This is a genomic window from Dactylosporangium sp. NPDC005555 (assembly GCF_040605635.1).
Lineage (GTDB): Bacteria > Actinomycetota > Actinomycetes > Mycobacteriales > Micromonosporaceae > Dactylosporangium.
In genome coordinates this window covers 52,825-65,195 of sequence record NZ_JBEXDG010000002.1, presented here as the reverse complement: position 1 = coordinate 65,195, position 12,371 = coordinate 52,825, and the positions used below count along the sequence as shown (strand labels likewise).

The window sequence follows — 12,371 nt, the reverse complement described above, 5'->3', positions numbered from 1 at the left end:
TCCCAGATGTTCGATATCCGTTTGGTACCCCTGGGTGGAAAGGCTGAACCAGGTGTGGTGTGCGGCAAAGTCGCTTCCAACGCCCCGGGTGCCCTGAAAGGATGCGGGGCAGGCAGCAGACCATGGGGAGGTTGTGCGGTGGCGCGGTGGGCGAGCTACGTCGCGGTCGGTGACAGTTTCACCGAGGGGATGGACGATCCGAGACCGGATGGCAAGGGCTACCGCGGGTGGGCCGACCTGGTCGCCGGGTGCCTCGCCCAGGACCAGCCGGACTTCCGTTATGCCAATCTCGCGGTGCGGGGGCGGCTGTTCGACAACATCGTCGCCGAGCAGGTGCCGCTCGCCACGGCGATGAAGCCGGATCTGATCAGCTTCGCCGGCGGCGGTAATGACGCGCTCCGGCGTGGGTTCGATCCCGATGTACTGGTGGCGCGGTTCGACAAGACGATCGAGCGGCTGCGGGCCACCGGCGCGGACGTGGTCCTGTTCCGGTGGGCCGACCTGACCGGCAGGATGCCGGGCGGCAAGATGCTCCGTCCGCGGGTCGACGCGCTCAACACCGCGATCGACGGCATCGGCGCCAAGCATGGCACGCACGTGGTGGACATGTGGGACGACACCGAGTTCGGCAACCCGCGGCTGTGGGGGATCGACCGGCTGCATCTGTCGCCGGCCGGGCACCGCAGGGTCGCCGGGCACGTGCTGACGGCGCTCGGCGTGACCTGCGATGCGTCGTGGCTGGCCGCGCCGCCGCCGCCGGAGGACCTGTCGTGGATGTCGCGCACGGCGGCCGACGCACTCTGGGCGACCCAGCACCTGGGCCCGTGGGTGAAGCGGCGGCTGACCGGAAAGTCGTCCGGAGACATGGTGACCGCCAAACGACCCGAGCTCGCGCCGCTAGATTGAGTTCATGAAACTCGTCACGACGGAGTGGCTGGCGGAGCACCTTCAAGAGCCCAATTTGGTCATCGTCGAGTCCGATGAGGACGTGCTGCTCTACAGCACCGGCCACATCCCCGGCGCCGTGAAGGTGGACTGGCACACCGAGCTCAACGACCAGGTCACCCGCGACTATCTCGACGCGGAGGGCTTCGCCGCACTGTGCGAGGCCAAGGGCATCGGCCCCGACGACACGATTGTCTTCTACGGCGACAACTTCAACTGGTGGGCGACCTACGCGCTGTGGGTCTTCTCCCTCTTCGACCACCGCGACCTGCTCATCCTTGACGGCGGACGGGCCAAATGGATCGCCGAGGGGCGCGCGATCTCCAAGGACCTGCCGGCCCGGCCGAAGACCAGCTACCCGGTGCCGGCCAGGGACGACGCGGGGATCCGCGCGTTCCGCGAGGACGTCCTCGCACACATCGCCGCGGACCGGCCGCTCGTCGACGTGCGCTCGCCCGGTGAGTACACCGGCGAACTCCTCCACATGCCGGACTATCCGCAGGAGGGCGCGCTGCGCGGCGGGCACATCCCCGGTGCGGTCAGCAAACCGTGGAAGCAGGCCACGCAGGAGGACGGCACGTTCAAGCCGGTCGACGAGCTGCGCAGGATCTATGCCGATGAGCTCGGGCTCGCACCGGACGACGACATCATCGCGTATTGCCGCATCGGTGAGCGGTCATCCCACACCTGGTTCGTGCTGACCCATCTGCTCGGTTATCGGCATGTACGAAACTACGACGGCTCCTGGACGGAATGGGGCAACCTGGTCCGGGTCCCGGTCGTCAAAGGCAGCAGCCCGAAGTGAGGGCGAAGCAGAACGGCGGCCCGCTGCACGGGGCCGCCGTTCTGTTGATCCAAGAAAACTCTATTCATTCTCCGGCGGCAGGCTCACCAGGTAGTCGACCACCTCGGAGAAGCGGGCGCTCGCCATCGCGACGCACAGGTCGGCCGCACCGTAATACAGCCGCAGCTCGTCGCGAGCCTCGTCGTGGACGAGACCGGTGGGGAAGACGACGTTGGGCACGTCGCCGACCCGCTCGTATTCGGCGTCCGGTCCCAGCACCCAGCTCGGCGTCCGCCGGATGATCTTCGTGGGATCGTCCAGGTCGAGCATGACCAGGCCTACGCGGTACAGCGACGTCGCGACCATCTGCTTGACGCCGTGGTAGACGCAGAGCCAGCCGTGCGGGGTCTCGATCGGCGGCGGTCCCATCCCGATCCGGGTGGCGTCCCACCAGGGCCCGGAGCGCGACTGCATGACCGGCTCGGGCGTCGTCCACGCCTGAAGGTCCGCCGACTTCGACAGCCACACGTCGGCCCGCGCCGACAGCACGGACACCGGCCGGTGGAAGAGCACGTAAAGCCCGTCGATCCTGCGGGGCAGCAGCGAGGCGTTCTTGTCCTCCGGTGGCATGACGATGCCGAGCGGCTCCACGGACTCGAAGTCCTCGGTGCGGGCCAGCGCCACACACGGACCGCTGGGCCCGTACGCGGTGTAGGCGATCACGTAGCCGCCGAGCTCGTCGACATACGTGACCCGGGGATCCTCGACGCCCCAGCAACTGTGCTGGTCGGTGGGGTCGTCGGCGATCAATGGCTTGGCGTCCACGACCCAGTTGGTGCGGCCGTCCTTGCTGCGGGCGGCCGTCAGGTGCGAGATGCCCCGCCGGTCCTCGATCCTGCAGAGCAGGACGGTGTCACCGTTGTGCAGGCAGGCGCCCGGATTGAAGACGCTGTTGATCGGATAGGGCCAGTCCCCTGCGGTGAGCAGGGGATTCGTGGCTTCCCGGTGGAACAGCTCCGCGTCAAAGTGCATCAGGTTGGCCCTCCGTGGTGCGCAGGCGGGGCGGCTGGGCGGTCGCGCTGAACCCTGCCGAGGCCCGTCCGACGGCCCGGGTGCCCGTTGGTGCCTTGTTCGGTGTCGTCCGTGAGGGTCCGGTTACCGGCAGTGATGTCGGCACCGGTGTTGTGGCGACCACCGGGTGGGGCAGGGCGGCCAAACCGGCCTTGAGCAGGCTGAGTAGCGCTTGGTAATAGGCTAGCGTGGACTCGGCGCCCTGGTTCCCATTTGGTTCAGTGGCGGACAGACCATCGTGGCAGGCGCCCGTCGCATCGACGTAGAGCCGCGCGCCGGCCCGGTTCCTGCCGAGGAACCAGGAGTAGCCCCAGCCGGCCAGCCGCGCCGACGTCGGGTCCGCGGTGTGCTGCCAGGCGTCGACCATCGCCTCGGTGATCGCGGCCGCGTCCAGCGGCTGTTCGTCACCGTCGTCGGCGAGCCAGACCGCCGGGGACTCACCCCGCCGGTGCCACCGGTTGCCGACGCACCGCAGCGTGCCGTCGGCGAGGCCGACGTGCTGGGCGTACCAGTCCAGCGCCGCGATCGCCCGCGCCGCCACCGCGTCGTCCTCCAGCAGCGCCGCGCCCAGCAGCATGGCCTGCGGCAGGCGGGCGTTGTCGTAGGTCAGCTCAGGCTCGAACCAGCGCCACGACGGATCCGTCGCGGACGTCGTCACCAGCGCCTCGTCGAGCCGGTGCAGCAGCGGCGCGGCCTGGTCGGTGCGGCCCGCGCGGGCCAGGCCGATCAGCGCGTACGCGGCGGTCCGCAGCCCGATGTCGGGCAGCTGGTGGGTGCGCGGCCCGAGATCGTCGAGCAGCGCGGCCGCCGGCCGGCGGATCTCGTCCGGGACCGCGGGCGTGCCGACCAGGACGCCGAGCGCCCACACGGCCCGGCCGACGTGGTCGCCGTGGTGCGGCCAGTCCTGCCACGTGCCGTTGTAGCTCAGCACGTTGTGCATCGCGCCCGACGGGTCGTAGGCGGCGGTCAGGAAGCGGACCGACTGGCGCAGCCAGCGCGTGGCCTGCGCCGTCTGCTTCGTGTCGATGCCGACCGCGAGCAGGTCCGCCGCGACGATCGCGAGCCGGGCGACGTCGTCGACGCAGTAGCCCGACGCCAGCTCCGGGCTGGCCCCGTGCGCGAACTGGATGATGCCGATCTCGTCGGTGAGCCGGTCCAGGTGCGTGAGGTTGAGCAGTGGCGCGGTCGCGGTCGAGTGACCGGGACGGGCCGTCGCCGCCTGCGTCTGGCGCACCACGTCGGCGACCAGCTCGGCCTCCCGGGCGGCGACCGCCGGCCAGGGCAGCCACGCCGCGCACGCCTCCGCCACCGACTTCGCGGCGGCGAGCGCCTGCCCGTCGGTGAGCAGGTCGTTGATCTCCACCGCGAGCGCCGCGTCGTCGCCGCACGGCACCACCCGTCCCGCGCCGCCGGCCAGCATGTCCTCGGCGTAGCTGTACGACGTCGACACCGCGGGCAGCCCGGCGCCCAGCGCGAACGTCAGCGCCCCCGAGCAGATCTGCTCCGGCGAGCGGTACGGCGTGACGAACAACGTGCTCGCGTGCAGGATCGCCGACAGCTCGTCGAGCTCCAGGAACGCGTCGACGAAGTGCACGTTGTCGGAGAGCCCGAGCAACTGCACGCGGGACTGGAGGCTCTCCCGGTAGACCTCGCCGTCGCGGCGCTTGATCTCCGGATGCGTCGCTCCCGCCACGACGTATTGCGTGTCGGGGTGCTCCTTGACCACAGCGGCCAGCGCGTCGATCGCGATGTCGATGCCCTTGCCCTCGCTGAGCAGGCCGAACGTGGTGAGGGTCGGCTTGTCCGCGACCTTGTCGAGCAGCTCGCGCAGCTCGGTGCGCAGCGTCGCCGGGTCCGGCGGGTGGCGCATCGCGTCGGGCGCGCCGTGCGGGACCACGACCAGCTGGTGGCCGGCGGCCACCCCGGTGCGGATCGCGACCCGGCGGGCGGTCTCGGTGAAGACCGTGACCCTCGCCGCCCGTGCGCACAACGCGCGCAGCGTCGCCGCCTGGCCGGGTGATGGCCGCGACAGCACCGTGTGCAGCGTCAGCAGGTAAGGAATGCCGCACGCGTTGAGCGCGCGGGTCAACTCGAGCAGGTGAGAGCCGTCGGTGCCGCCGAAGATCCCGTACTCGTGCTGGATCAGCACGACCTGGACGCCGGCCTCACGCATGGCGCGGGCCGCGGCCGAGTAGTCCTCGATGCGGTCGTGGTTGATGGTGACGACGACCTCGTCACCGTAGCTGTGCCCGTCACGGTCGATGGCCACGACGACTGTTTCCAGATCGTCAGTGGCGACACCAAGTGCCTGCCGCAGGTCCGCGGTGTACGTCGCGAGCCCGCAACGGCGAGGCAGATAGGTCGACACGATACCGAGGCGATAGGTCGCGGCAGGGTGTGACATGAGCACATTGTTACCCCCGTGCCTGCCAAAAAACCTTGATACGCCCGGATGGGACTCTGGGTCGAATGTGCTGCTCAGTCCTGCTTCGCGAAAACCTTTCCGGACGTGATCGTTTGGGTGAATTATCGTTCAGTCGTGACGTAGAGTATTCAGGCCCAGCTCGGCAGCTGCTCACGGTGCTCGATCCACTGCGGTGGCACGCCGATCGTGCCGCGGGCGGCGTCGTCCCCGGTCCCGGTGTGCGCGGCGATGATCCCGCCCGCGATGGCGCACGTCGAGTCGGTGTCGCCGCCGGCCTGTACACAGGCCGCCATCGCCGCCGGATAGTTGTCGAGATGCGTGGCCGCGACCCACAGCGCGAACGGCACGGTGTCCTGCGCCAACGCGTGCGAGCCGTTGCCGAGGTCCGCCCCGACGTCGCGCGGATCCGACTTCTCCGACATGCGCGAGGCGCGACCGATGCCGTCGCGCACGTCGGACGGTGGCAGCTGGTTGAGCACCATGCGCAGCAGCGACCCGCGCGGCGTGTGCCGGGCGGTCAATGCCGCCGCGAGGGCCACCGCGACGGCGCCCGAGATGCCTTCCGGGTGCTGGTGGGTGACCTCCGCCGACAGCGCCGCCTGCCGGGCGGCGACGTCGGGATCGTCGGCGAAGAACGCCCCGAGCGGCGCGACCCGCATCGCCGCGCCGTTGCCCGCCGAGCCCCGGCCGGCGAACAGGGCGCCGGCCGCGGTCCGCCACGGCACGCCCTCGTTGATGCTGGTCAGCACCGACCGCGCGCCGCGGCCGTAGCCCCGGTCGGCGCTCCAGCGCTGCGCGAACGCGCCGGCCAGCCAGTCCTGGTCGACGCGGCCGTCCTGCCGGAGCCCCTGGAGCAGGGTGCAGGCCATCTCGGTGTCGTCGGTCCAGCGCCACGGCGGCGGTGGCGGGGCGAACACGGCGCCGTCCTCGAACGGCGGGTGCATCTCGAAGGGTGCGGCGAGCGCGTCACCGACGGAGAGACCGGTCAGGCTGTCGACTGCGGCGCGGAGATCCACCTGCCGAAAATAGTCGATGCCGAGCGGGAACGGCGCCCGCGGATCGCGGCTCGTGTCGGGCATGAAGCGTCGTGAACTGCTCGGCCTGGGTGGGGTCGTCCTTGTGGCCTCCTGCGGGTCGGCCGGGAAGCCCCGCCCGGTCGACCCCGGCGAACTGCTCGCCGTCTCCGTCGGCGACGGCCTGACGGTCGTGGAGTCCGGCACCGGCCGCCGGGTCGTGGCGCCCGCGGCGACCCTCGCGACCGCCGACGGCAGGCGGCTCATCGGCACCGTCGCCGAGGCCGGCGCGTCGCGCGTCGTGACCCGCGACGCGCGCACCGGCGACGTGGTCGCGCAGACGACGGTGCGGGGCGCCGGGCGGCTGGCCGCGGTCGCGCCGGACGCGGGGCTCGTCGCGCTCGTCGACGGCGACCCCGACGGGCGGACCGAGACCACGATCGTCGTCGCCGGTCCGGCGGGAGAGCGGCACCGGCTGAAGCTGCCGGGGTTCGTCCAGCCGGAAGCGTTCTCCTCCACCGGTACGAGCCTGTTCGTGCTGGACATGCTGCCGCCCGAGCATCCGGACCACTACCGGGTGCGGGTCCTCGACCTGGCCATGGGGCAGCTCACCGCGCTGAACCTGCCGGGGGAGAACGCGGGCGTGAAGGTCCTCGTGCCCGAGGGCGCCGAGGAGGAGATGCGCGGCGAGGGCCGGCAGGCGGTGTTCGACGCGATGCGGGAGCGGCTGTTCACGCTGTACAGCCACCAGCCGGACCACCTGCACGTCAGGGACCTGCTGCACCCTTCGCCCCAGACCAGCGCCCGCGACGGCAAGCCGGAGGTGCACGCGTTCGTGCACACGCTCAACGTCGCCGACGCCTGGGCGGTCTGCGTCGACCTGCCGTCGTCGTTCGGCACCGGCGCGGTCGAGGGACTGACCATCGCGCAGCACGGCGACGAGGTGTGGGTCGCCGACGCCGGCAAGGGTGCTCTCGCTGTCATCTCCGCTGATGTACTGGCCGTCACGCAGGACGCCCGTTTCACGCCTTCCTCGGGCCGGGCACGGCTGGCGGTGTCCGGGTCCTCCGCATACCTCGCCGTGGGGCGGCAGGTGCACGTCTTCGACGTTGCGTCGAAGTCGCCGCGGGCGACCTGGGCCCTGCCCGGCGACGCGCGCGGCGTCGCGGTGTCCGGCACGCACCTGTACGTCGGGCAGGCGGACGCGGTACACCGGCTGCATCCGGAGACCGGAGCGCTGACGGCGACCGTGGCAGTGCCGGGGCTCACCGCGGTGGAGCAGGTCCTCGGGTGAGAACGGGGCGGAAAGTGTCGGTGGGTCGCGGTAGCGTGCCCGCGTGGATCGGACGTTCCAGGTAGACCTGCGCGGGGTTGTGGACCTGCTCAGCCACCACCTCTACGCGAGCCCCCGCGTCTATGTGCGGGAGCTGCTCCAGAATGCCGTCGACGCGATCACCGCGCGGCGCGCGCTCGACCCGGCGGCGCCGGCGCGGGTGCGCATCGAGCCGCCCGACGTGACCGGCGACGGCACCCTTCGCGTGTCCGACACCGGCATCGGGCTCACCGAGGAGCAGGTCCACCAGTTCCTGGCCACGATCGGGCGCAGTTCCAAACGCGACGACTTCGGCTTCGCCCGGCACGACTTCCTCGGCCAGTTCGGCATAGGCCTGCTCTCCTGCTTCCTGGTCGCCGACGAGATCCGCGTGCTGACCAGGGCAGAAGGCAGCCCGACCGTGCTGTGGCGCGGCTTCGCCGACGGTCGCTACAGTGTCGCCCCCGCCGGCGAGGACCGCCTGCACGTCGGCACGACGGTGACGCTGGTGCCGCGGCGGGACGCCGACCAGTGGCTGCTGCGCAGGACCGTGACCGAGCTCGCCACGCTGTATGGCTCGCTGCTGCCGGTGACCGTCGAGGTCGCCGACGTCCAGGTCACCGGTGAGGGGCTGCCATGGCGACCGCGCCGCGACGACGTTCTTGTGCAGTATTGCCGGGAGGTCTTCGGGTTCACCCCATTCGACGTGGTGGACCTGTCGGTGCCCGAGGCAGGGCTGACCGGGGTCGCGTTCGTGCTGCCGACCCCGGCCAACCCGGCGGCCCGCGCCGGCCACCGCGTCTATCTCAAGCGGATGCTGCTCGCCGAGGGTGCGGAGGGCGTCCTGCCCGAGTGGGCGTTCTTCGCCCGGTGCGTGTTCGACGCCGGTGAGCTGCGCCCGACCGCGAGTCGCGAGGCCCTCTATGAGGACCAGCTGCTCGAGTCGACCCGTGAGGCGCTCGGCGACCAGCTGCGCGGCTGGCTGGTCCGGCTCGCCACCCGCGACCCGCGGCGGCTGACGGAGTTCCTCGAGATCCACCACCTCGGCGTCAAGGCGCTCGCCGTCCACGACGACGAGATGCTGCGCCTGGTCGAGCGCTGGTGGCCGATGGAGACCAATGTGGGTCGGATGACCCTCGCCGACTTCCGCGCCGCGCACGGCCTGGTGCGTTACACGGTCCAGGTCGACGAGTTCCGCCAGATCGGCGCGGTCGCCGCGGCGCAGGGCATGCCGGTGGTCAATGCCGGCTATGTCTATGACGCGCAGCTGATCGAGCGGCTGCCGCTCATCGAGCCGGGCGCGATGATCGAGCGGGTCGAGCCCAGCGACCTGACCACGCACTTCGACCCGCTGGAGCCGGGGCTGGAGCTGGCCCGGCGGCCGTTCGTCGCCCACGCGCAGCGGGCCATGGACCGGCTCGGCTGCGAGGTGGTCCTGCGCGCGTTCGACCCGGCGGGCATGCCGGCCATGTATCTGGTCAACCGGTCGGCCGCGTTCGCCGCCGAGCTGCGGGCGACCCGGGAGCGGGTCGACGAGGTGTGGGCCGACGTGCTCGACGCGCTCGCCCGCACCGACGACGAGGACCGGCCCCAACTGGTGCTCAACCATCGCAACCCGCTGGTCCGGCGGGTGAGCGAGCTCGCCGACGACGACCTGGTGCGGCTCGCCGTCGAAGCGTTGTATGGCCAGGCGCTGCTGCTCGGCCACCATCCGCTGCGGCCGGCGGACGCCGCGCTGCTCAACAGCTCATTCCTGGGCCTGCTCAACAAGGCGGTCGCGCGTGAAGACTGAAGACGAGCTCTGGGCCCTGCTCCGCGAGGCCGACCACATGCCTTATGGCAGCGGCCAGATCGCGCTGGTCGAGCAGATCGTGCAGCACGCCGACGCCGGAGGCTTCGACGAGCTGCGCTTCGCCGCCCGCATGCAGGCCACGACGGCGTATGTGCACGGCGGGGAGACCGCGAAGTCGTTCGTGACGTTTTCGTGGTGCCGCGCGGAGTATGACGCCCACCCGGACCGCTTCGACCGGCACTCCGAGAGCCTGCTGCTGTGGCAGTTCAAATACATGGTGTCGGGCCTGCTGAAGTTTCCCGAGGTGCCGCTCGGGCGCACCCATGACGTCCTCGACGACATGGAGCGCCGCTTCCGGGCCGGCGGGCACAGCCTGCAGGCCGTCTATTCCTATCGGCACGCGGTCGCCGCGCACGTCGGCGACCCGTCCGCCGACGAGTGGTATGAGAAGTGGTGCGCGACGCCGAGGGACGACAACTCCGACTGCGTCGGCTGCGACCCGACGTCGAAGGTCTATCACCTGGTGTCGGCCGGTGACGACGAGGCGGCCGTCGCGCTCGCCCAGCCTGTGCTGGCCGGCCACCTCACCTGTGCCGAGCAGCCGCAGTCGATCCTGACGTCGCTGCTCGTGCCGTTTCTGCGGACCGGCCGGCTCACCGAGGCCGCCGACGCGCACCGCCGCGCCTATCGCACGCTCCGCGGCAACCTGGCAGACCTGCAGCGCATCGGCGAGCACGTGGTGTTCTGCGCGCGGACGGGCAACGAGACCCGCGGCCTGGAGATCGTCGAGCGGCACCTGAGCTGGCTCGACAAGGCACCGCACCCCCAGGCCGACATGTGGTTCTCCGCCGCGGCGGCACTGCTGCTCGGTCGCCTCGACGACACGGTGCTGATCGCCGGCACCCCGGCCGGCGTCGGCGGCGGCGGCTCGGGTGGCTTCTCGGGTGGCGGCACGGCAGGCGTCGGCGGTGGTGGCGCGGGTGGCGCGGGTGGCGGTGGTGGCGGTGGTGGCGCGGGCGGCGTCCCCGGTGGCACCTCGGGCGGCATCGGTGGTGGCGCGGGCGACGTCGGTGGTGGTGTTCCGGGCGGTGGCGCGGCAGGCGGTGGCGGTATTGCGGGATACGTGACGGCGCCGGAGCTTGCCGAGCGGCTGGCTGCTCGGGCGCGGGCGCTGGCGGCGCGGTTCGACGCTCGCAACGGCACCGACAACATCGGTCGGCTCATCGAGGCGCGGCTGCGCGCGGAGCCGCTCGTGGAGCACCTCCCGCTGAGCGCCGTGGCCCGGACGCTGCGGGCCGCCGCCGTCCCGGCCCCGGCCCCGGCCCCGGCGCCGCGTCCGCTGCCGAGTGATCCGGCGGAGCTGCTCGACCGGGCCGAAGAGCTGTTCGACGAGTATCGCTTCACCGAGGCGCGCGCCGCGTGGGAACGCTTCGACGAGCTGGTCGCCGACCCCGCGCCGGCGCTCGTGGTCCGACGCATCGAGGGCCGCGGCCGGCTGGCGGGTGTCGACCAGGAGCCCGGCGTGGCCGAGGCCGCGTTCCTGGAGGCCGCCGCCGGCTATCGCCGGCTCGGCGACGAGCGGTCCGCGCTGGTCGCCGAGGCCCGCGCGCTGCTCGCTCCCGACGCCGAGGACCGGCAGGAGGAGGTCCTGGCCAGGCTGACGGAGGTCACGGAGCGGATCGTCGCGCTCGGCGACGCCGACACCCGGGCCGAGGCGCGGCTGCGGCTGGAGTATCCGTTGCTGGCGCTCGACCGGCTCGACGAGGCGCTCGCCGCGGTCGAGGCCGCGGCCGCCGAGCAGCCGGTCCGGCCGGCGCTGCGGGCGGAGCTGGCCGGCCGGCGGGCCCGGTGCCTGCTGGTGCTGGAGCGCTTCGAGGAGGCGGTGACGGCCGCCGTCGACTGCCGGGAGCAGTATGGCCGGCTCGGCGACCCGCCGCCGGTCGCGCTCGCGGCGCTGATCCACGGTCACGCGCTGGCCAATCTCGACCGGTTCGACGCGGCCGTCGAGGCGTTCGACGCCGCGCTCGCCGCCGCCGTCGAGCGCGACCCGAGGCTGTCGGCGCTGGTGGGCCGGGCCCGGGCCAGACTCGCCGGCGGACAGCCGGCCGAGGCCGTCGACGACCTCGTCGAGGCGATCGCCGACCACGTCGCGCACGGCGAGGACGCGCCGGCCGCGATCCTGCGCTTCGATCTGGCCGGCGCCTACGACCAGACCGGGCAGCTGCTCGACGCGGCCGAGGCGGCGGAGAGCGCGATCGACGTGCTCGACCGGATCGGCGCGCAGGACCACGCCGACCGGACCAGGTATCTGCTGTCCCGGGTCTATCGGGAGCTCGACGAGCCCGACCAGGCCCTCGCGCTGCTGGAGACGCTCGCCGGCAATCTCGACGGGTTCGACAACCTGCAGTCCCGGGGCGGGATGCTGCAGGAGGCGGCCCAGCTGCTCTACCGGGCCGACCGGGACGCGCAGGCGGCCGATCGGTTCGGCGCGGCCGCGGCGGCGTTCGAGGCGGCCGGGGTCGTGCAGGCCGAGCTCTACAACCGGCGGATGCGGGCCCTCTCGCTGCGCTGGGCCGGCAGCGTCAAGGAGTCACTCACCGCGCTCGCCGAGGCCGATGCCCTGGTTGCGTCGTTGACCAGGACGGTCGACGCGGCAGAGCCGTGGCTGGTGTGGCAGCGGGCGATGCTCGACTGCGACGCGGCCCGGGTGCTGCTCGGCGCCGGCCGGGGCGACGAGGCCCTGGCCCGGGTCGGCGGCGCGGGCGGCGTGCTGCGCGGCATCGGCGCGCTCGGCGAGGCCCTCGACGCCGACCTGCTGCACGCCGAGCTGCTCCTGCGCGCCGGCGACCCGGCACCCGCCGAGCCGCTGCTGCGCTCGGTGCTCGGCTCCGCGCCGACCGGCTCGCAGGCCGGGCAGAACGCGGCCTGGATGCTGGCCGAGGCCCTCGAGGGAATGGACCGCTCAGACGAGGCCGCCGAGATCCGCCGGCTTCATCTGGAGCAGTGACGAACTTAACGACCGTTCAGCG

At 72.1% G+C, this 12,371-nt stretch carries 8 protein-coding genes; 5 read left to right on the top strand and 3 right to left on the bottom strand.

What is annotated here, in order from left to right; translation table 11 throughout:
- Nucleotides 1-6 precede the first annotated feature (6 nt).
- Nucleotides 7-906 carry an SGNH/GDSL hydrolase family protein gene (locus ABZS58_RS02920; RefSeq protein WP_354776933.1) on the top strand — a complete coding sequence of 300 codons (900 nt, stop codon included), beginning with the start codon at nt 7-9 and terminating at the stop codon, nt 904-906.
- Nucleotides 907-910: 4 nt separating this feature from the next.
- The gene (locus ABZS58_RS02915; RefSeq protein WP_354776931.1) at nt 911-1,750 is read left to right on the top strand and encodes a sulfurtransferase; all 840 of its coding nucleotides are present in this window, start codon (nt 911-913) and stop codon (nt 1,748-1,750) included.
- Nucleotides 1,751-1,810: 60 nt separating this feature from the next.
- Here the strand turns inward: ABZS58_RS02915 and ABZS58_RS02910 are convergent, their stop codons facing one another.
- The 3 genes from ABZS58_RS02910 to ABZS58_RS02900 form a co-directional block, all read right to left on the bottom strand.
- Nucleotides 1,811-2,761, bottom strand: a complete 951-nt coding sequence (locus ABZS58_RS02910) for a hypothetical protein (RefSeq protein ID WP_354776929.1) — start codon at nt 2,759-2,761, stop codon at nt 1,811-1,813.
- Nucleotides 2,751-5,204 (bottom strand): glycosyltransferase, encoded by a 2,454-nt coding sequence (locus tag ABZS58_RS02905; RefSeq protein ID WP_354776927.1) that lies wholly within the window; start codon nt 5,202-5,204, stop codon nt 2,751-2,753. Before ABZS58_RS02905 ends, ABZS58_RS02910 begins: the two co-directional genes overlap by 11 nt.
- A gap of 149 nt (nt 5,205-5,353) precedes the next feature.
- Nucleotides 5,354-6,304, bottom strand: coding sequence for an ADP-ribosylglycohydrolase family protein (locus tag ABZS58_RS02900; protein WP_354776925.1), 951 nt, complete (start codon nt 6,302-6,304; stop codon nt 5,354-5,356).
- Here ABZS58_RS02900 and ABZS58_RS02895 point away from each other — a divergent pair.
- From ABZS58_RS02895 to ABZS58_RS02885, 3 genes are read left to right on the top strand one after another with little or no spacing between them, the layout of a single operon-like run.
- Nucleotides 6,303-7,532, top strand: a complete 1,230-nt coding sequence (locus tag ABZS58_RS02895) for a hypothetical protein (RefSeq protein WP_354776923.1) — start codon at nt 6,303-6,305, stop codon at nt 7,530-7,532. The two genes, ABZS58_RS02900 and ABZS58_RS02895, sit on opposite strands and share 2 nt — an antisense overlap.
- A gap of 43 nt (nt 7,533-7,575) precedes the next feature.
- Nucleotides 7,576-9,342, top strand: coding sequence for an HSP90 family protein (locus ABZS58_RS02890; protein WP_354776921.1), 1,767 nt, complete (start codon nt 7,576-7,578; stop codon nt 9,340-9,342).
- A complete protein-coding gene (locus ABZS58_RS02885; protein ID WP_354776919.1) occupies nt 9,332-12,349 on the top strand; it encodes a hypothetical protein in 3,018 nt (1,005 codons plus the stop codon). The genes ABZS58_RS02890 and ABZS58_RS02885 overlap by 11 nt, the downstream gene beginning before the upstream one ends.
- Nucleotides 12,350-12,371 lie beyond the last annotated feature (22 nt).

What these genes read in the sequence shown, in the direction of transcription:
- ABZS58_RS02920 (WP_354776933.1), top strand. Translation starts at nt 7, where the DNA reads ATGTTCGATATCCGTTTGGTACCCCTGGGTGGAAAGGCTGAACCAGGT.
- ABZS58_RS02915 (WP_354776931.1), top strand. Translation starts at nt 911, where the DNA reads ATGAAACTCGTCACGACGGAGTGGCTGGCGGAGCACCTTCAAGAGCCC.
- ABZS58_RS02910 (WP_354776929.1), bottom strand. Translation starts at nt 2,761, where the DNA reads ATGCACTTTGACGCGGAGCTGTTCCACCGGGAAGCCACGAATCCCCTG.
- ABZS58_RS02905 (WP_354776927.1), bottom strand. Translation starts at nt 5,204, where the DNA reads ATGTCACACCCTGCCGCGACCTATCGCCTCGGTATCGTGTCGACCTAT.
- ABZS58_RS02895 (WP_354776923.1), top strand. Translation starts at nt 6,303, where the DNA reads ATGAAGCGTCGTGAACTGCTCGGCCTGGGTGGGGTCGTCCTTGTGGCC.
- ABZS58_RS02900 (WP_354776925.1), bottom strand. Translation starts at nt 6,304, where the DNA reads ATGCCCGACACGAGCCGCGATCCGCGGGCGCCGTTCCCGCTCGGCATC.